21 protein-coding genes are annotated in these 17,524 nt (G+C 61.7%); 13 read left to right on the top strand and 8 right to left on the bottom strand.

What is annotated here, in order from left to right; translation table 11 throughout:
- Positions 1 to 60 precede the first annotated feature (60 nt).
- From FLG15_RS23180 to FLG15_RS23125, 13 genes are all read left to right on the top strand, one after another.
- Complete coding sequence (locus FLG15_RS23180; RefSeq protein WP_150147930.1) at positions 61 to 693, top strand: DNA-binding protein; 633 nt, start codon at positions 61 to 63, stop codon at positions 691 to 693.
- A 103-nt stretch (positions 694 to 796) separates the two neighbouring features.
- Complete coding sequence (locus tag FLG15_RS23175) at positions 797 to 1,444, top strand: AAA family ATPase (RefSeq protein ID WP_150147927.1); 648 nt, start codon at positions 797 to 799, stop codon at positions 1,442 to 1,444.
- A gap of 51 nt (positions 1,445 to 1,495) precedes the next feature.
- Positions 1,496 to 1,843 (top strand): hypothetical protein, encoded by a 348-nt coding sequence (locus FLG15_RS23170; RefSeq protein ID WP_150147924.1) that lies wholly within the window; start codon positions 1,496 to 1,498, stop codon positions 1,841 to 1,843.
- Between the two features lie 39 nt (positions 1,844 to 1,882).
- Positions 1,883 to 2,107 (top strand): hypothetical protein, encoded by a 225-nt coding sequence (locus tag FLG15_RS23165; protein WP_150147921.1) that lies wholly within the window; start codon positions 1,883 to 1,885, stop codon positions 2,105 to 2,107.
- 182 nt (positions 2,108 to 2,289) lie between these two features.
- Positions 2,290 to 2,487, top strand: coding sequence for a hypothetical protein (locus FLG15_RS23160; RefSeq protein WP_150147918.1), 198 nt, complete (start codon positions 2,290 to 2,292; stop codon positions 2,485 to 2,487).
- Positions 2,488 to 2,543: 56 nt separating this feature from the next.
- Positions 2,544 to 2,726 carry a hypothetical protein gene (locus tag FLG15_RS23155; RefSeq protein ID WP_209228276.1) on the top strand — a complete coding sequence of 61 codons (183 nt, stop codon included), beginning with the start codon at positions 2,544 to 2,546 and terminating at the stop codon, positions 2,724 to 2,726.
- Positions 2,716 to 2,946: a hypothetical protein gene (locus FLG15_RS23150; RefSeq protein WP_033474623.1), complete on the top strand. Its 231-nt coding sequence runs from the start codon at positions 2,716 to 2,718 to the stop codon at positions 2,944 to 2,946. The genes FLG15_RS23155 and FLG15_RS23150 overlap by 11 nt, the downstream gene beginning before the upstream one ends.
- Entirely contained in the window at positions 2,939 to 3,928 is a 990-nt protein-coding gene (locus FLG15_RS23145; protein WP_150147912.1) for a Fic/DOC family protein, read from the top strand. Before FLG15_RS23150 ends, FLG15_RS23145 begins: the two co-directional genes overlap by 8 nt.
- Positions 3,929 to 4,247: 319 nt before the next feature.
- Positions 4,248 to 4,616 (top strand): hypothetical protein, encoded by a 369-nt coding sequence (locus FLG15_RS23140; RefSeq protein ID WP_150147909.1) that lies wholly within the window; start codon positions 4,248 to 4,250, stop codon positions 4,614 to 4,616.
- Between the two features lie 13 nt (positions 4,617 to 4,629).
- Positions 4,630 to 4,956: a hypothetical protein gene (locus FLG15_RS23720; protein WP_370512627.1), complete on the top strand. Its 327-nt coding sequence runs from the start codon at positions 4,630 to 4,632 to the stop codon at positions 4,954 to 4,956.
- Between the two features lie 6 nt (positions 4,957 to 4,962).
- Positions 4,963 to 6,150 carry a type IV secretion system DNA-binding domain-containing protein gene (locus FLG15_RS23135; protein ID WP_370512626.1) on the top strand — a complete coding sequence of 396 codons (1,188 nt, stop codon included), beginning with the start codon at positions 4,963 to 4,965 and terminating at the stop codon, positions 6,148 to 6,150.
- 3 nt (positions 6,151 to 6,153) lie between these two features.
- On the top strand, positions 6,154 to 9,246 hold the full coding sequence (gene mobF / locus FLG15_RS23130) for a MobF family relaxase (protein WP_150147906.1): 3,093 nt from the start codon (positions 6,154 to 6,156) through the stop codon (positions 9,244 to 9,246).
- A 15-nt stretch (positions 9,247 to 9,261) separates the two neighbouring features.
- The gene (locus FLG15_RS23125) at positions 9,262 to 10,524 is read left to right on the top strand and encodes a DUF1173 domain-containing protein (RefSeq protein ID WP_150147903.1); all 1,263 of its coding nucleotides are present in this window, start codon (positions 9,262 to 9,264) and stop codon (positions 10,522 to 10,524) included.
- A gap of 180 nt (positions 10,525 to 10,704) precedes the next feature.
- Here the strand turns inward: FLG15_RS23125 and FLG15_RS23120 are convergent.
- The 8 genes from FLG15_RS23120 to FLG15_RS23080 all read right to left on the bottom strand — a co-directional run bounded on the left by FLG15_RS23120 (position 10,705) and on the right by FLG15_RS23080 (position 17,426).
- Positions 10,705 to 11,792 (bottom strand): IS3-like element ISXcd1 family transposase gene (locus tag FLG15_RS23120; protein ID WP_223842567.1). Its coding sequence is split into 2 segments (ribosomal slippage): positions 10,705 to 11,540 and positions 11,540 to 11,792, totalling 1,089 coding nucleotides; the frame shifts between segments, so codons are not numbered across the junction.
- Between the two features lie 90 nt (positions 11,793 to 11,882).
- On the bottom strand, positions 11,883 to 12,143 hold the full coding sequence (locus FLG15_RS23110; RefSeq protein ID WP_150147897.1) for an EexN family lipoprotein: 261 nt from the start codon (positions 12,141 to 12,143) through the stop codon (positions 11,883 to 11,885).
- 181 nt (positions 12,144 to 12,324) lie between these two features.
- Entirely contained in the window at positions 12,325 to 13,002 is a 678-nt protein-coding gene (gene virB5, locus FLG15_RS23105; protein WP_342343585.1) for a P-type DNA transfer protein VirB5, read from the bottom strand.
- A 23-nt stretch (positions 13,003 to 13,025) separates the two neighbouring features.
- Positions 13,026 to 15,638, bottom strand: a complete 2,613-nt coding sequence (locus tag FLG15_RS23100; RefSeq protein WP_209228259.1) for a VirB4 family type IV secretion/conjugal transfer ATPase — start codon at positions 15,636 to 15,638, stop codon at positions 13,026 to 13,028.
- Positions 15,628 to 15,960: a VirB3 family type IV secretion system protein gene (locus FLG15_RS23095; protein WP_150147891.1), complete on the bottom strand. Its 333-nt coding sequence runs from the start codon at positions 15,958 to 15,960 to the stop codon at positions 15,628 to 15,630. The genes FLG15_RS23100 and FLG15_RS23095 overlap by 11 nt, the downstream gene beginning before the upstream one ends.
- 15 nt (positions 15,961 to 15,975) lie before the next feature.
- On the bottom strand, positions 15,976 to 16,272 hold the full coding sequence (locus tag FLG15_RS23090) for a TrbC/VirB2 family protein (protein WP_017158599.1): 297 nt from the start codon (positions 16,270 to 16,272) through the stop codon (positions 15,976 to 15,978).
- A 2-nt stretch (positions 16,273 to 16,274) separates the two neighbouring features.
- Complete coding sequence (locus FLG15_RS23085; RefSeq protein WP_150147885.1) at positions 16,275 to 16,529, bottom strand: hypothetical protein; 255 nt, start codon at positions 16,527 to 16,529, stop codon at positions 16,275 to 16,277.
- 87 nt (positions 16,530 to 16,616) lie between these two features.
- Positions 16,617 to 17,426 (bottom strand): lytic transglycosylase domain-containing protein, encoded by an 810-nt coding sequence (locus FLG15_RS23080; RefSeq protein ID WP_150147882.1) that lies wholly within the window; start codon positions 17,424 to 17,426, stop codon positions 16,617 to 16,619.
- Positions 17,427 to 17,524 lie beyond the last annotated feature (98 nt).

Here is a 17,524-nt window from a genome sequence, read left to right as displayed (position 1 = left end):
ATTTGTTGTATGTTGTAGTAGTGTGTTGTAAAACACAAACTACTACACGAGGAGGGTCGAATGGCTATTACGCGCGAGCAGATTTGGGCGGCGGCAGATAACTTGGATGCCGCCGGACAGAACCCGACCTTGGTGGCCGTAAGAAAGGTGGTTGGCGGGGGTAGCTTCTCCACCATCCAGGACGCCATGGCCGAGTGGAAGGCGCGCCGGGCGGCCAAGGAATCCCCGCTGCGGGAGCCTGCGCCGCAAGCAATCCTTGATCGTCTGGCCGAGCTGGGCGGGGAGGTTTGGGCGGCGGCCTTGGAGCTGGCCAACGTCCGCCTGGCATCGGAGCGCGAGGCGCTGGAACTGGCCCGATCGGAAACGGAGGCGTCCCGGCAGGAAGCGGCTGAACTGGCGGATCAACTCACGGTCGAGCTGGACAAGGCCAAGGGCAGGGTGGCGGCGCTTGAGGCCGCAGAGGAAGCCGCGCGGACGGAAGCGGCGGACCTTCGCCAGCGGCTGGCGGTTGCAGAGGCGCGGGCTGGGGAAATCGAGCGTAATGCGGAAGATGCTCGACAGGAAGTCGCTGGAGCGCGAAGCGAAGCTGCTGCGGCCAGGGAAAAGGCTGCAGGTCTGGTGGGGCGCTTGGAAGCTGCCGAGGCCCAAAACGCGGCGTTGTTGGCGCGATTGGAGCCGGCAGGGAAGAAGTAAAAACGTGCTTACGCCATCCGTTCATTACGTAATGAAGTCATGCTAGTATTCGTTACGTAACGACGCTACAGGCTAATTCCGTAATTAACTAACGAGGTCAATCATGCAAACAATCGTGATTGCGGCGCAGAAGGGAGGGGCGGGCAAAACGACCCTGGCCCTGCACCTGGCCGTGGAATACCAACGCGCTGGCAAGTCAGTCGCGCTGATCGACACGGATCCGCAGCGGTCGGCCGAAATGTGGGGGGGGCTGCGGGACGCGCAGGACATAACCGTGGTCGGGGTGCCCGGCGCGGAAATCGCCGCGGCCCTCCGAGATGCGGAGAGTGATGGTTACGACGTGGTGCTGGTGGATACGCCGCCGCATGCCTCGGCGGCCTTGGTGCCGGTCCTGCGCCTGGCCACGCTCGCGGTTGTGCCGTTCCAGCCGTCACCCCTGGACCTCGGCACGCTGGAAACCGTGCGCCGGATGTTGGACGCCGCCGGCACGCCGGCCGTGGCCGTCATCAATGCCGCACCGCTACGGGCAGCCGAGGTTGAACCCATGCGTCAGGCCATCGAGGAAGGCGGGTTGCCGGTGCTTGAGACCGTCGTACACCACTTGATGCCATTTCGGCGATCCATCGGCAACGGTCTGTCCGTGGTTGAGTTCGACCCCAAGGGCAGGGGGGCGTTTGAAATCAAAAAGCTGCGCAAGGACATAGACGCGGCAATCGCGGCGCTACCGACAGCCACGCCAGTAGCAGCCTAATAGGCTAACAAGCTAAAGACGTATCCACGCAATTACGTAACGAGGTAAACCATGAACAGCAAGAGTCCGTTGGGCAAGCTGGGCCAGCGTGCCGCCCGCAATAGCCAGGCCGCCGAAGCGATGCCGGCTGGCTTCGATGAGCCGATGGTGGCAGCGACCAGCCCAGCGGTTCGGGCGGTCCCAAGCCAGCCAGCAGAAGGCGGAAAGGTCCAGGGCAAGCGCCGCCGTGGTACCAACGAAAGCGGCGTCGTCACTATGACCGTGCGCCTGCGCCGAGAGGACTGGGCGCGTCTGGTCGAGCTTCGGATGACCGAGGGTAAGACCGGCCAAGAGGTGTTTTTCGAGGGTTTGACGGCGGTCTTTGCGCGGTATGGCTTTGACGCACCCGTGGCTCCGTAGTCGAGCTACCGGGGCGAGTCCAATCAGGGAGAACGCAACATGAATTCACCGGAGCCAGTGCCGGGTGTACTTCCAGGACTCTGGCGGGAAGAAGGTGGCCAAGGTGGGCTTGTCAGGCTTGATATTGCGGCTATTACCGCCGGCATGGTCGTAGTGGCGAAATGCGATGAACCCTGGCAAGCAAAGCCTGAATTGCGCTGGCAGGTGTGGCCCGACCTCCTGGTGCCGGACGACGATCCATCCAAACTCGCCGGCGAGGCGTAGTGCGCTAAGGGCAGGCGGCCTCGTAGATATCCCAATGTTCTTCCTTTGCGCGAGGCGGCAGGCTTGCACCTGGTCCCAGGGCATTCAATCCGGCAAGCCCCGCGGGTCGGCATCACTTCTTCAAAAGTGATAATCTGATGCGGCGCGGATCCGCGCCAAAACGACGACAGGAGAACACGCCCGTGAGCAGTTACCTGGTGGCCTGCAAGGCCTCGAAATACACGAAGGATGTGGTAGAGGAATCCAAGCTCACGCGAGTGGGCGCCTATTTCCCGTTCAAGGAGAGCAAGGGCGGCCGCCTGGTGCTGGACGAAGGCATCGCGGTATTCGGCGAACTGGTCCTGGTCGAGCCGCGCAGCCAGGGCATGGCAGGCGACTAATGCCTGTCCATTTCAACAATCAGGCACGACCCGTTTCCCGCCTTCGGTGGGCGGGCGTGCTGGCATTCCTGGCAGGCGTCGGGACGCTATTCGCTGGAGCGGCACTCAAGGCGTCTGGAACCCTGCTGCTGGCGCTTATGTATGCCGGCCTTTCCTTTGCCACCGTCGCCGTCCTGCTATTCGGCATCGACTGGCTGTACCGCTCAATCACCAAGAGGACACGCAACGATGAACGCTAATGCATTGCACGCAGCTAACACGGCCGCCGACGATCGCCTGCCAGCCCCGGAAACCGAGGACGAATTGCGGGAGCGCATCGGCGAATTGGAGTCGTCCATCGCCGCGGGAGAGTGGGAGGGCGTCACGTATACGCCAGCCATGCGCGACGTGCTGAAACGGTATGCGCTGGGCGAAATCGGTTGGAGCCAACTTGGCAGGGAGATCGCCGCCGGTGACTAAGCCGATCGATGACCCGTATTTGGACCCGCAGACAGGCGTCCTAAAGAACAGGGCAGGGATTACAGACGCGGCCACGCTCAAGCAGCATGAAGCTATGTGGGCGTCCGCTGGCAGCGTCCGTTGGGCATCCAGGCCGGAAGCGAACAGCTACGACCTGGACCACCTGCAGAAGATCCACGCCAGGCTGTACGGCGAAACCTACGAGTGGGCAGGGAAGACGCGCACAACGGACAAAGACCGGAACGGCATCGCGCACACCAGCCCGCAACAGATCGACGCCAACGCCAAGGCCTTGTTTGCGCAATTGCAGGCCGAGAAGAAGACACTAGACAAAGCAGCTCCGGAAGCGTTTGCCCAGCGTGCTGGGCATTACATGGGCGAATTGACCAAGCTAGAGCCGTTTCGCGAAGGCAGCATCCGAACCCAGCAGGTGTTCATGTCGCAGATGGCCAGGGATGCCGGTTACAACATCGAATGGCACAAGGTGGATCGTGTGCAGATGGCATTCGCTCAAACCAAAGCCATGGAGGGCAACTACAAGCCGTTTGAAGCGATCTTCAAAGACCACTTGAAAGAACGCAGCATTGAGGCACGTGCAAAAGACGGTCGGCAAAACAAAGACGTGATCGCCGTTCAGGCCATCCAAAAGAACCGCGACTCCCTGGACCGAATGGAACGTAGCTATCCGGGAACCGCTCAGAAGACACACGCCGAAATATCCACCGCTCGCGTGATGTTGAACTCCCTGGAATACGCCGTTCGCAACAAGAGTCCAGAAGTCGCCTTGACCCATGATCCTTCTGCACCCAGCAAGACCAAAGAATTCCAGGCCATCCCTGTCCACATCAGTTCCAAAAACTCCCTGGTCATGGTCAAGCAGTCAATTCATGCAGTAGAGCGTGCTGGGACTACGGTGCATCACGAATTGAGCCAGCAATGGCATTCAAAGCGTGAACTGCAGGTTGGCCATGAAAAAGCTTGATAGCCATAGCTTGGCGTCAATGCCTCTGCATCTGTCTGCCCTGGGATTGTGCCGGTGGAGTGGAGCATGCCGCAGAAGAATGGTTGACCTTCTGCTGTGCCGTGTGGGAGAGCGGTTCGCAAGGGCACAGTGGTCCTTAATCCTTAAGATTCGAAGCCCATACACCATACGCACCCTGCCGGGTGCGTAGGTCGTTGAAATATATGCTATTTCTGGAATATCGCCGAATGTCAGGTACTACGTAGGTACCACTATGGTTATGTATCTCATTGATTTATAGATATTTGAGTTAGTACCGTTCTAGTACCAAGGAAATGCAATGGCACGTTGCCATATCACCATTCCAGTGTCCGAAGGCCAGCGTGAAATGCTGGTGCAACTCGCCGAGCAACAGAACCAATCCCTGGCGGCGTTCTGCCGCGACCGGATCATGGCGCGGGAGAACATGGCGGAGGAATTCGCGGCGCTGCAAAGCACGCTGCTGGCCGCAATAGGCGAGGCGCATCGTGTGCCGGTCGCCGCACCCATCCAGGCGCCCAGCAGCGAGTCAAAGGCGACCGCGCCGGACGGGCAGATGGCGGTGGTGGTCGAAGTGCTGTTGCTGATGCGCTCGATGGCGCAGCCGACGAAAGTTCAGGCGGTCCACGGCGAATTGAAGCGGCTTGGTTTGGAGCCGTATAAGAACTAATAGGCGAATGCAGATGGACAAGACCGAGCGCAATCAACTGATCCTGGCCGTTTGGGTTCTCATGCCCTTCATGGGCTGGTTCATGGCGGTAAAGAAGACCGAAACGCTGACCTCCCCCAAGATCAAAGCGTTGTGGCAGATCGCTAGCCACACCCACGAAAAACCGGTCCTGCTGCTGGGCATTGTCGGCGGAATCCTGATGGCCGCGCTGGTGACCTGGCTGCTGGTGGTCATGCTGTCCTCGCCATTCACCGGGCAGCGCTTTAAGCGATTCCTGCGCGGAACCAAGATCGTCACGGTCGATAAGCTCAAGTCGCTCACCCGCGAACGCAAAACGTAACAGGTCATGGTTGGCGATATTCCAGTTCCTACGGCGGTCGAGCCGACGCACATTCTGGTGGCCGGTTCGACAGGCGTAGGTAAGAGCGTAGTGATTCGCGGCCTGGCTTATTCGGGCATCCTGCGCGGCGACCGATTCGTGTTCTGCGATCCTAACGGCGACCTGGTTTCGAAGTTCTACCGGCAGGGCGACAAGATCCTAAATCCCTACGACACGCGCACCGAAGGCTGGACGTTCTACAACGAAATCCGCAATGACTACGACTACAAGCGCTACGCCTTGTCGCTGGTGCCGCGTGGTAAGTCGGCCGAGGAAGAGGAATGGTGCAGCTTCGGACGCCTGTTGCTGGCCGAGTGCGCAAAGAAGCTGGCGATGAACGGCAATCCCAGCATCCGCGACCTGTTCCATTGGTGCACCATCGAGGAACCGGAGAACCTAAAGCTATTCCTGGCCGGCACGTCCGCCGAATCTCTGTTCGTCGGCGCTGAAAAGGCGCTGGCCAGTGCGCGGTTCGTGCTGGCCGACAAGTTGCCCGAACACCTGGAAATGCCGACTGGCAATTTCTCCATTCGCCGATTCCTGGAAGACAACCAAACCGGCAATCTGTTCCTCACGTGGCGCGAGGACATGGCCGAGGCATTGCGCCCGCTCATATCGGCCTGGGTGGACGTGGTATGTACGTCCGTCCTATCGCTGCCGGAGAGCAAGAGCCGGCGCATCTGGCTCAGCCTGGACGAACTGGCAAGTCTGGAAAAGCTGGCCAGCCTGCAGGACGCACTGACCAAAGGCCGCAAGCATGGTCTGAGGGCGATTGCCGGCCTGCAAACCGTGTCGCAGCTGGACGACCTCTACGGCAACAAGGAAGCGCAGACGCTGCGCGCCTGTTTCCGCTCCCTGGTGGTGCTGGGCGGTGCCAATTCGGACCCGGAAACGGCGGAAGAAATGAGCAAGGCGATCGGCGACCACGAAGTGGTGCGTGAGGAAAAGTCCCGGTCGGCGAAAGGTGCCAACCGCCGCGACCGCACAGACCGCGAGCGCGTCGTCATGCCGTCCGAAATCGTGAGCATGCCGGACCTGACGGCCATCGTCGCGTTTGCCGGCGACCGGCCCATTGCGAAGACCAAGTTGGCGTTCCAGCAATTCAAGCAGCAGGTGCCCTCGTTCATGGAGCGCAACGCAGCGTTCGGGGGATAAACCATGCTCAGCCATAAGGTTCTCACCCGCGCCGATCTAAACGACATGGGCCGGTATTACGCCGAGGCCGAAGACGACTACTACACCAAGGAACTCGATGCGTCGGAGTGGCAGGGTAAGGGCGCGGAACGGCTGGGTCTGGAAGGCGAGGTTGACCGGGCCAGGTTCCAGCAATTGCTCGCCGGTCAGGTCAAGCCGGGCATCGAAATCTCCCGCACGTCCAAGCGCAACGATACCAAGGAACGCATTGGCATCGACCTGACGTTCAGCGCGCCCAAGAGCGTGAGCATCCAGGCGCTTGTTGGCGGCGATGCCCGCCTGGTCAAAGCCCACGAAGAAGCCGTGGCGGCGACCATCGCTCACGCCGAAACCCTGGCCCAAGCCCGCGTGAAGACTGGCGGAAAGGCCGGCGTGGTCGATACAGGCAACCTGATCGTGGCCAAGTTCCGGCACGAAACCAGCCGCGAGCAGGATCCGCAGCTGCACACGCACGCCGTGGTGATGAATCTGACCAGGCGCGGTGATGGCCAGTGGAGGGCGCTGCGAAACGACAACATCATTAAGTCCGTGTCCTACCTGGGCGCGCACTACCGGGCTGAACTCGCGGTGCGCCTGACCCAGCTGGGGTACGAGCTGCGGCACGGCCGCGACGGCATGTTCGAGCTGGCTCACATCGACCGGAAGCAACTGCTGGCGTTCAGCGACCGCGCCGCGGCCATCGAAGCCGCGTTGGCCAAGAAGGGCATCGACCGCGAGACGGCGACCACGGCCGAGAAGCAGGCGGCGACGATGAATACCCGGCCCAAGAAGGAGGCCACTGACCGCGAAGCCTTGTGGCAGCGCTGGAAGGACACCGCGAAAGAGGTTGGGATCCAGTTGGACCGCCCGGCCGCGCCGCGCCAGGCCGAGCGGCCCGGCATCGAGGCGGACGGCAAGTCAGGCCGCCAGGAAGCGCCCAGGGAGGCCGCAGGGCAGCAAGGGCGACCCGAGGCCGACCAGGGGCACCCACCGGCGGTCGCGGAGGCTGGGGAACGTCAGGAACGGCCCCAGGCGCGGCCAGGCGAGCATCACGCCGGCATCGAGGACGCCGGCAGGCCCGGCCAGCAGGCGACCCCCAGGGACACGGGCAGTTCGCCCGTGCGCCAAGTCGGCGCGGAGGCGGAACAGCTGCGTGCGATGGCAACGGCCCGCGCGGCGGACAAGGCGGTTCGGTACGCCGTCCACCACCTGACCGAGCGCCAGGCCATCGTGCGCGAAACCGAACTGCTGGACACTGCCACCAAGCACGGCATGGGCCATGTCACGGTCGCCGACGTGCGCCAGGCCATTGCCCGCATGACCCAGGACGGCCGGCTGCTGCGCGAGTCGCCGCTCTACAAGGCAGCCGACGACCTGAAATCGGCCGGGGCGCGCACGCAGCAGCAGTGGGCGGCCATCCTGGTGGAGAAGGGTGCGACCCCGGATCAGGCCGCCCGCCACGTGGAGCAGGGGATCGCACAAGGCCGGCTCATCGCCGCGGAGTCCCGATTCACCACGCAAGGCGCGCTGGCCACCGAACGCAGCATCTTGAACCTGGAACGCGCCGGCCGCGGCGCGTCCGCGCCGATCCTGGACGCGGAAGCCGGTCGGGCGAAGCTGGCCGATTCGTTCTTGAACGAACGGCAGCGCCAGGCCGCCACTGAGATCCTGGCCAGCAACAACCGGATCATCGGCGTGCAAGGTCTCGCTGGCACCGGCAAGACCACGATGCTTTCGGCCTCGAAGGCGCTGGCCGAGGAAGCCGGTTACCGCATGGTGGCCATCGCGCCCTACGGATCCCAGGTCAAGGCGTTGCAGCAGAGCGGCTTTGAAGCGCAGACCGTGATGGCGTTCGTCCGAGCGAAGGAAAGGAACCTGGACAGCAAGACGGTCCTGGTCCTGGACGAAGCCGGCGTCATGCCCACGCGATTGATGGAACGCACCTTGCGCGAGGCCGAGAAAGCCGGGGCGCGGGTGGTGCTGCTGGGCGACACCGGGCAGACAAAAGCCATCGAGGCCGGCAAGCCGTTTGAGCAGCTGCAAGCCGCCGGCATGCAGACGGTGAGGCTGGACGAAATCATCCGCCAGAACGATCCGCGCTTGAAGTCGGCCGTGATCGACGCCGCGCACGGCCGCAGCGTCAATGCCCTGGCCAAGATCACCGACGTGGCCGTGATCCCGGAAAACGAAGCGCGCTGGACGCGCATCGTCAAGGACTACATGGCTATGCCCGCTGCCGACCGCAGCGAAACGCTGATCGTCAGCGGCACCAACGAAGCGCGCCAGGCGATCAATGCGATGGTGCGCGACTCCGAGCAGCGCGTTGGCACCGGACAGAGCTACGACACGCTCATCCGACGCGACACCACGCAGGCCGAGCGCCGTTTCGCCAAGAACTACAACATCGGTGACGCGATCCAGCCCGAGCGCGACTATAAGCGCATCGGCCTGGAACGCGGGCACACCTACCGCGTGGTGGAAAACGGCCCGGACAACCGGCTCACCGTCGAGAACGCGAACGGCGAGCGCGTCACGTTCTCGCCGATGGTCCACAACCGGCTATCCGTGTACGCGCTGGAAAAGAAGGAGATTGCACCAGGCGACCGGATCCGCATCACGCGTAACGACGCCGGCATGGACCTGGCCAACGGTGACCGCTTCACGGTCAAGAGCGTTGGCCAACAGGAAATCGTGTTGACCAGCGACAAGCGCGAGGTGCGATTGCCGGCAGACAAGCCGCTGCACGTCGATTACGCCTACGCCAGTACCGTGCATTCCGCGCAGGGTTTGACCAGCAAGAACGTCATGTACGACGCCGACAGCCGTAGCCCGACGACCACCCGAGAGGTCTTCTACGTTGCCATTTCACGGGCTAGGGAGAAGGCGACGATCTACACCAACGATGCCGACAGGTTGCCGGCGGCCGTCGCACGCTCAACGCAGAAGCACGGCGCGCTGGACCTCGTGCGGGGCAGGGCGGGGCAGAGCAACGGCCTCCATCTGGCAGAAAGCAACAGCCACGCCCACGCGCCGCGCCAGGTGGACCGGCCGGTGCCGACCCACGACCGCACCCGGTAAAAACGGAGGATCCGCATGCACACCTTCCTGCTGGACGGCTACGAACTCGATCCCGCCGCCGACGAAAGCCAGGACTTGCTTGGCAAGGCCCACGCTAGCAAATCGCGCCTGCTGTGCATGTGCACCAGGCCCCCGCAAGAAATGTACGTGGCCAAGGTCGGCCAACGCTTCTACGTCAAGCGCATGCCCAATACGGGAAGCCGGCATGCACCAGGCTGCGAGTCCTACGAGCCGCCCGCCGAACTATCAGGCCTGGGAGACCTGATCGGTGGCGCAATCACCGAGGACGTGGCCGATGGATCCACAGCACTGCGCCTGGGGTTCAGTCTCTCCAAGGTGGGCGGCCGTGCCGCGCCGGTCAGCAGTGGCGCGGAAAGCGACACGGTGAAGACGGACGGCAAGAAGCTCACGCTGCGCGCCACGCTGCATTACCTATGGGACCAGGCCGGGTTCAATCGCTGGACGCCGGCAATGGCCGGTAAGCGCAGCTGGGGCGTAGTGCACCGGCACTTAGTCCACGCGGCCGAAGGAAAAACCGCGAAGGGCGACGCGCTGGCTGACGCGCTGTTCGTACCCGAGCCGTTTTACCTGCAGGACAAGGACGGCATCGAGCGGCGACGCCTGGCCAAGATCGCGCCGCTGCGGATTCAGGCCAAGGGCGCGAAACGCCTCATGATCGTCGTTGGCGAGGTGAAGGCTATCGAGCCGTCGCGCTACGGGCACAAGATCGTGTTGAAGCACTTGGCCGACATGCCGTTCATGGTCAACGACGATTTGCACAAGCGCATGGCAAAGCGCTTCGCCGATGAACTGGAATTGTGGAACAGCATCGAGAGCGCGCACCTGGTCATGATCGGCACATTCGGGCTTGGGCCTACTGGCGTAGCGTCGCTGGAAGAACTGGCGCTGACGGTGGTCACCCAGGAGTGGTTGCCCATCGAGAGCGTGTTTGAACTAGACTTGCTGGCGGCGCTGGTAGAGCAGAAACGCCACTTCACCAAAGGGATGCGCTACAACCTGGCCAGCAGCCGACCACTGGCCACCGCCGTCCTGCAGGACACCAAACCGGCATCGGCCGCGCTGTACGTCATCCCGCCCACGGCGGAGGCGGACTACGGGACGGCGCTGCAAGACTTGGTGGAGGGTAGCGAACTGGCGGCTTGGTTCTGGCGTGCCGGCGAGGATCCGTGCCCGCCACTGCCAGCGGTGGAAGGCTACAAGGCGATGCCGGTACCGCAGATCGGCGAGCAAGCAGAATCAGAGACCACCACAGCATGAGAAGACACGGCGCCGCCAATGTCGGCGCCAAGGCTCTGCAGTGCCAGTGCTATCGTGACCAAATTGCTCACGGCCAAGTGCAGGGCACGGCCGCAGCAGTGACCAGGCCACGGACGTTACCTGCAGGTGCGCTGGCTCAGCGGGTAATCCCCCCGCTTTGAGCGTTCGCCAAAAGTGGAGCTAGGCGGCCATCGCCAATTTCATTGCTGGCGTGATACCGCCGAGCGCCATGTTGGGGCGCTCATGGTTGTACGTCCATAGCCAGCGCGTGGCCTTGTCCTGAACCTGCTCGATGGTGTCGAACAACGTTGTGGCCAGCCAGGCGTAGCGGACGGTGCGGTTGTAACGTTCGACATAGGCATTCTGCTGCGGCTTGCCTGGCTGGATGTGCTCGATCCGAATCCCGCGCTGCTGTGCCCAAGCTAGCAGCGCGCCGCTGATGTACTCCGGGCCGTTGTCGCAGCGAATGGCGTTTGGCTTGCCGCGCCAGTCAATGATCTGTTCCAACGAGCGGATCACCCGGGCCGATGGCAGCGATAAGTCGACCTCGATGCCCAGACCCTCACGGTTGAAGTCATCGAGCACATTGAACAACCGGAAGCTGCGGCCGTCGGCCAGCTGGTCGTGCATGAAATCCATCGACCAGACCTGGTTGATCGTCTCCGGCACCGCCAACGGCTCTGGCCGCTCGCGCACCAGCCGCTTCTTCGGCTTGATCCGCAGGTTCAACTCCAGCTCCCGATAGATGCGGTACACCCGCTTGTGATTCCAGCCAAAGCCCTTCACGTTGCGCAGGTGCAGAAAGCACAGGCCGAACCCCCAATCACGATAGGTTGTGGTCAACCGCACCAGCCAATCGGCAATCCGGGCGTTCTCCTCGCTGGCCTTGGCTTGATAGCGAAAGCAGGTCTCGCTCACCGCAAAGGTCCGGCAGGCATGCCGGATGTTCGTGTGGCCACCATCTACGGCCCATCGGGCCATCTCCCGGCGTTGAGATGGCCTCACCATTTTTTTGCCATCGCCTCCTTCAGCAGGTCGGCGCTGAGCTGGGCATCGGCGTACATCTTCTTCAGGCGCCGGTTCTCGTCCTGCAGCTCCCTGAGCTGGGACATCAGCGATGCGTCCATGCCGCCGAACTTGCTGCGCCACTTGTAGAACGTCGCCGAGCTGATGCCGTGTTCCCGGCACAACTCCGGCACGGGCGTGCCGGCCTCGGCCTGCTTGAGGACGGCAATGATCTGGCTGTCGGTGAAGCGGGATGTCTTCATGGAACCTCCTCGGAAAAGGGTACGAGAAAATTCCACTTCTGGCGTCAGCTAACCTGTGGGGGGATTACCATAGCGGCGCCCTCCCTTCGATCAGTTCTTCGCCGGCAGGCGCGGCACTGCGTTGTCGTTCGACTTCATCGACTCGTCCCACTGCGCCTGCCGGGCATTGACGCAGTTGGGGTGTTCTTTGAGCTGGCCCGGATCCGCTTCGCACTTGGCGAGCACGTCGGCGCGTTCGTCCGGGTGCGCCTTGAAGTGCGCCACGTCGCGGACAGGCGCCAATGGGTCCTGCTTGCAGCTGGCGACAGAGACCAGGATTAGCGCCACGATCAGGGGCTTGATGATATTCATACGTAATGACCTAAGTAAGTTTTGACATAATTAATGTTATGCGAAATCAGGTTTGGCAGTTGGTGGGATCCCGCTCGGGGGGAAACCGCTGCGTTGCCTGGCTCCGGCGAAGGATCCGGTCGCGCTCCCAGCGCTGGGATCAAGAGCGGCGCATCCGTGCGCCATACCCTTGGACAACTGGTCAGAAGGTCCGCGGCTTCATCCGCGGCACGTCGTTGCTGCCGCTCATCTGCTTGTCGTACACAGCATCGGCCTTGGCGGCGATCGCCTTTTCCTCTGCCTGTTGGAGCATCGACACCAGCTGCAGCTTGACCATCTCGTTCGACACCTGGGCCTGTTCGCCAGCAATGCGCGCCTGCAGCTCGGCAATGGCCTTCGGATCCGACGTGCCATTGATTTGACCGATCAAGCTCTGGATCTGATCGGCTCGCTTCATGGCGGCGTCGAAACCGGCCAGGCCTGTTGCCTTGTTCACCGCACCGAGACGTTCCTGGCGAGCGCTCACGTCGGCGTATATATCGGCGATCGAACCGCTCTTGTTCTTGTCGATGATGTCTTGGACCTTGCCGCTTATGCCCGTCACGTCCCCGCGCTGCACGGCGTCATAGAGACCTGTCCAGTCCTGCGGAAGGTACTGGCGCAGCGCCGGGTTGTTGAACAGGTCACCCAGGCCGCGGGAGCCGGTCAGAGCTTCATACTGCTGTTTGGCCTGTTCTAGCTGGTTTTTCAGCTGCGCGACCTGCTCAACGTACTTAGCGAAGTTGGCTGTCTGATTCATCTGCGTCTGTGTATTCATCGCAACATCGGTGACCGGGATTTGCGCGCCGGCACCGAACGACAGCGACAGGCCCACGACCAACGCGGCTCCTAGTGCGTGCAGTCTCATTGCGGTTTCTCCTTGGTTTTGACGCGGCTCACGAACGCCGGGACCCAGCGGTCGGGGTCATCACCCACGTCAGCGATGACCGCTTCGATAATCTCGGCCCGGTCCGGGGAACACGACAGCACCAGCAATTCGTCGCCGAACCCAACCAGGTTGATCGTGCCCACGGCGCAGCTACCGCCCTGCTTGATGACGAACTTGCGCGAGTCCTGGGGAAGCGACTTCACCAGGTCGAACTCGGCGTCGGTCAGCTTGAAGCCTTCCACGTAGTCGGCACGGGAGGCCATGGGGTTCGGCAGGAAGATTTGCGTGGCGCACTGCTGGATGATCGTGCGCGCAATCGGGCTTTCCAGCGCGTCGCCCGGCTCCTGGGTAGCGAACACTAGGAGACCGTTTTCCTTGCGGATGGTCTTCAAGCCGTCCTTCGACCACTTGACAAAGATCGCGTCTTCCAGCGGTTTCCAGAACTCGTCCATGACTTTGATAAACGGCTGGCCGTTCAACATCGCGTCCGTGCGGTGCATGAGGTACATCATCATGGGCGTGCGGATGATCGGCACACCCAGGAAGTCGGTGTAATCGAAGCCGTAGAGGCGATACCTGGTCAGGTCGATATCGTCGGTTTCGTTGTCGAACAGCCAGCCGTACTCCCCGCCCTCGGCCCACTTGAGCAGTCGCGCATGCACGGTCGGCCGCGGGTCCGGATCGTTCGGGTCCGGCATTGGGTTTGGCAGATTTTGCAGTAGCAGCGAGAGCCGGCGCAGTGGCTTGTCCAGGCGGAACATCACCGTATCTATCGCGCGGGAAATCTCCACTTCATCGTTGTGGTTGACCGGATCCCCCGATGACTCGGCTAACTGCTTGATGAGCGCCTTGAGGAAGATGATGTTCTCCGGCCTGGGATCCAGCTGCAGGGGATTCATCCCGGTGGCTTGTCCCATGGCGAGCGGGAAATACTTGCCGCCCATCGCCATCACGGTGCCTTGCATGCCGCGGTCCTTGTCGAATACCACGACGGATGGCCGGAACTTGCCGGCCTGGGCAAGCAGGATCCCCAGCAGGACGGTTTTGCCCTGCCCCGTCATTCCGGTGACGATGGTATGGCCAGCCGGCCGGTCGCCTTCGTTGTCCTCGTCGGGATCGGTCGCGTGGAAGTTGAAGTAGAGCGGCGTGCCGGCTTCCGTTTTAAACATCGTGACGGCCGGACCCCAGGGGTTGCCGGCCGGCTTGCCAGCCATGTAGTTGTGAAGCGACGAGAAGCTAAGGAAATTCTGGGACGAAATCGGCGCCGGACGCGGGCGGTATTTCCAGTTGCAAGGCAGCTGCGCCCAATACGCGGCTTCCAACGCCAGGCCGACCACCTGGGGAACGATGGCAACATCGAAGAAGGCCGAACGCGCCTTCTCCATCAGATCGCGGGTTTCAGCCGGTGTGTCGCCGAAGACGGTCAGCGTGGCGTGATGCTCCCCAAACGCGAACTCACCAGCCATGAGTTGATCGAGAGCGACGGTCAGTTGGTTGACCTGATCGCTGGACGGATCATTGGAGTCAACCAGGTGCTGACGGTGGCGTTCAAGCTGGCCCCTGGCAGCGTGTCGCGATAGCAGCGAGAAGCTTTGCGTCAGCACGCACTCGTAAGGCGCTTTCAGGAACGTGTTGAGGTGGCCCGGCTCTGTGCGCTTCTCGTAGTCGAAGACCTCAACCATGCCGAAGAAGCGCGTGCGCGTGGGTGTGCGAATCTCACCCAACTCACCCCAGGACGAGAAATTGATGCGGTTCTGCGGCATCGTTTCGCGGAAGTGCGCAAAGGTAACCGGCATCGGCAGTTGTTCGCCGTTGACCAGGTGCGCCAGGAACTCGGCTGGCCGCGAGTACAGATACACGGGCAGATTGTCGGCCGCCGCGGCAGCCTCTGCGAACTCAAGTTCGCTACGGCTGTCGCCGGGCTTGCGGGGGAATCTGGCCCGTTCGCGCTCCCACCAATCGGCCAACTCGATACGCTGTTCCTCCTGGTGTACGGTGCCATCATCTGCCGTCACGTCCGTCAGCGCGTGGACGCACTTGTAGGTGCCCAGGACTTCGGGGCCGTAGCGCTTGAGCGACGAGAAGAACAGGCGTTGAAGTTCTTCCAGATCCTTCACCGCGGACTGCTGGCGTTCGACCTTTTCCCGCGTGCTTTGCTTCTCAAACTTGGCGAGGAGCGCCAGCGTCTTATCCGGCATCGCGCGATGGATCACTGTCAGGTAAAGCTCGTTCACCATGAGGGACTTTTCGGTGAACATTGCGCGGTATTTCTTGTCGAACTGCTCGCAAAAGGTGTTGTCGTAGTGCGCTTGGGGATACTCCGTCACTCGGCGGCGCACCATGTGCGTCCACAGCGCCAGGTGGTCGGAAGCCGCACCCTTGAACACAGTGTTCAGGTCGCGCACCCAGTTCATGAGCGTTTCATAGTCTGCGCTAAGGTGCGAACGCCCTGACAGCTTGAACACGGTCAGCAGGTCGCCGGCCGCGGTTCCAAGGATCGTATCGGTAACATGCCTGGTGTACGGGATGAAGCTGGATATGCCCTTCTCGGCGTCCAGTTCCTTTCTCGTAGCAATTTCAGCTGACATATTTTTTCCTTTTGCGCTTGTACGTTGCGGGCGCATACGACGAGGCGTTCCAGAACCTCTTGTTCGTGTTGCGCAGCTTGGTGTCGATCCACAGACCCCAAGTGCCGAACGCCTTGTCGTCGTGCTTCACGATTTGCCGCATGACGAAGATGATCGGGATGAGCAGCGCCCAGCAGAAGATGCTGACGGTCATCGCCACGATGAAGACGAAGAAAACGGCGAGGATCAAAGGAAGCAATGGCATTCCCATGAACATGGGAGTGCGCGTTGCGCCTTTGAACAGTGGGAACGACGTGGCTGGCTTGTTGTCGTTGTCGTCCATGTTCGTCACCTGAAATTAGGTGACGAACAGTGCAACGATTTCTGCGACAGAGCCGGCGATGATGAGGCCCACGATCCACTTGATGAAGCCCTCTTTCTGGATCACGTTGAACCAGTAGAGGATGACCAGGACCAGGCCGGCGCAGATGGCGATAATGGGAACGAAGGACAGCAGATTGTCCTTGAGCGAATTCAGGAAACCTTTGGCCTTAGTCAGCCCCTGGGCGCGGGCATCGGCGGCAACGATTGCCAGGAGCAGGGAGGAAGCGACACCGGTCTTGTAATCGGCGAAACGCGCGGGAGTGCCTTTCATATCTACCTCAGTTGGAAGTGTCCTTTCTGGACGTTGTAGTGGTCGCGTAGAAACCGGAACATCGCGCGTGGATCGCTCCATTCCCGCTTCCTGCCCCGTTGACTCACAAGCCGGTATTCCGACACCGACCCATCCTTGTGATTGCGCACGTGGAGCACGAATGTCCAGGCGCGGTCCTTTGTCTCGATAACCGAGCATTCCTCGATGGTGCTGTGGGTAAGCAGCAGATCGAGTTCAGGCGATTGAATAAGCTTCATTACAAGCACTCCCGTTGGCCTAAGTGAACTGGCCAGCGTAAGCGCTGCCTTGCTGTTTGTCCGTTTCACTATTGACATAGTGAAACATCACTTTGGAATATTCGATCCTGGGAGAGTGATGGGTCGATCCGCTCCTGTTGGTGTAGTGCTAGCCGCAGTGATGGCGGCGGGTTCGCTTTGTAGTTCTCGTTCCATTCGCGACTTGGCGGAAGCCCGGCCGAAGGCGTCGTTGCGCCCCCGGCCAAAGGCGTCAGGGCCAACCTCGACGATGGGCCGCGAGGCTGGCGGGGTGGTTTCTGCGACCGTGGCTACCGCCGGTTCGGGGGATTGGACATCGGGAAGAAGCGCCGGGACCACGGTCGCAGGAATCGTGCCGGCAGCGCGTTCGACGCGGCCGATATAGCCATTGGCATGCCCGCGCGTGAAGTTGCCGGTGTTGTAGCAGGACAGCGCATTGCGCAGCGCCGCTTGATCGTTCGGTTCGCCGTCGGAGGCGCGCACGAAGCATTCGGTCAGGACCCGGGCCGCGGCTGTTAGGTTGGCGCACGGCTCAAACACTTCAGTCCAGGCCATGCCGAACTTGCGGACGTTCGTGCTGTTGATTTGCCCCAGGCCTGAATCGAAGTTGTAGCCGTTGGCCAACAGGTATTCGGCCGTGGCAATGGCTTCCGCCTGGTTTGCCGGCTGGCGCGGCAACTGACGGCTGCCGTTGATGTTGATGGCGTAGGGCCGGAAGCTGGATTCGGTCTTTACGACCGCGGCCAGAGTGGCGGGATGGACGGACGGGGCACATTGCCGGGCCAGGTCCTCAAATTCCTGAACAGACTGTGCTGGCGCGTTTAGTGCCATCATCGCGCTGAACAAGCCCACCAGAAGTCCCAGAATTCGGAATGCCATTGGCTCAAATCGTCTATGCAACATTGAATATATGACAGATCATTCATCAAAAAACGATGACTGTCAACAGGCTTGCAGTTGCGCTGCCCGGGTGCCGG

This window comes from Xanthomonas phaseoli pv. dieffenbachiae (assembly GCF_008639345.1).
GTDB lineage: Bacteria > Pseudomonadota > Gammaproteobacteria > Xanthomonadales > Xanthomonadaceae > Xanthomonas > Xanthomonas phaseoli.
This window is presented reverse-complemented; position numbering and strand designations above follow the sequence as displayed.

Coding starts and splice junctions, on each gene's coding strand:
- FLG15_RS23150 (WP_033474623.1), top strand. CDS start 2,716: ATGAACGCTAATGCATTGCACGCAGCTAACACGGCCGCCGACGATCGC.
- FLG15_RS23090 (WP_017158599.1), bottom strand. CDS start 16,272: ATGAAAGGCACTCCCGCGCGTTTCGCCGATTACAAGACCGGTGTCGCT.
- FLG15_RS23110 (WP_150147897.1), bottom strand. CDS start 12,143: ATGAATATCATCAAGCCCCTGATCGTGGCGCTAATCCTGGTCTCTGTC.
- FLG15_RS23125 (WP_150147903.1), top strand. CDS start 9,262: ATGCACACCTTCCTGCTGGACGGCTACGAACTCGATCCCGCCGCCGAC.
- FLG15_RS23165 (WP_150147921.1), top strand. CDS start 1,883: ATGAATTCACCGGAGCCAGTGCCGGGTGTACTTCCAGGACTCTGGCGG.
- FLG15_RS23175 (WP_150147927.1), top strand. CDS start 797: ATGCAAACAATCGTGATTGCGGCGCAGAAGGGAGGGGCGGGCAAAACG.
- FLG15_RS23100 (WP_209228259.1), bottom strand. CDS start 15,638: ATGTCAGCTGAAATTGCTACGAGAAAGGAACTGGACGCCGAGAAGGGC.
- FLG15_RS23080 (WP_150147882.1), bottom strand. CDS start 17,426: ATGGCATTCCGAATTCTGGGACTTCTGGTGGGCTTGTTCAGCGCGATG.
- FLG15_RS23180 (WP_150147930.1), top strand. CDS start 61: ATGGCTATTACGCGCGAGCAGATTTGGGCGGCGGCAGATAACTTGGAT.
- FLG15_RS23720 (WP_370512627.1), top strand. CDS start 4,630: ATGGACAAGACCGAGCGCAATCAACTGATCCTGGCCGTTTGGGTTCTC.
- FLG15_RS23140 (WP_150147909.1), top strand. CDS start 4,248: ATGGCACGTTGCCATATCACCATTCCAGTGTCCGAAGGCCAGCGTGAA.
- FLG15_RS23085 (WP_150147885.1), bottom strand. CDS start 16,529: ATGAAGCTTATTCAATCGCCTGAACTCGATCTGCTGCTTACCCACAGC.
- FLG15_RS23135 (WP_370512626.1), top strand. CDS start 4,963: ATGGTTGGCGATATTCCAGTTCCTACGGCGGTCGAGCCGACGCACATT.
- FLG15_RS23095 (WP_150147891.1), bottom strand. CDS start 15,960: ATGGACGACAACGACAACAAGCCAGCCACGTCGTTCCCACTGTTCAAA.
- mobF (WP_150147906.1), top strand. CDS start 6,154: ATGCTCAGCCATAAGGTTCTCACCCGCGCCGATCTAAACGACATGGGC.
- FLG15_RS23170 (WP_150147924.1), top strand. CDS start 1,496: ATGAACAGCAAGAGTCCGTTGGGCAAGCTGGGCCAGCGTGCCGCCCGC.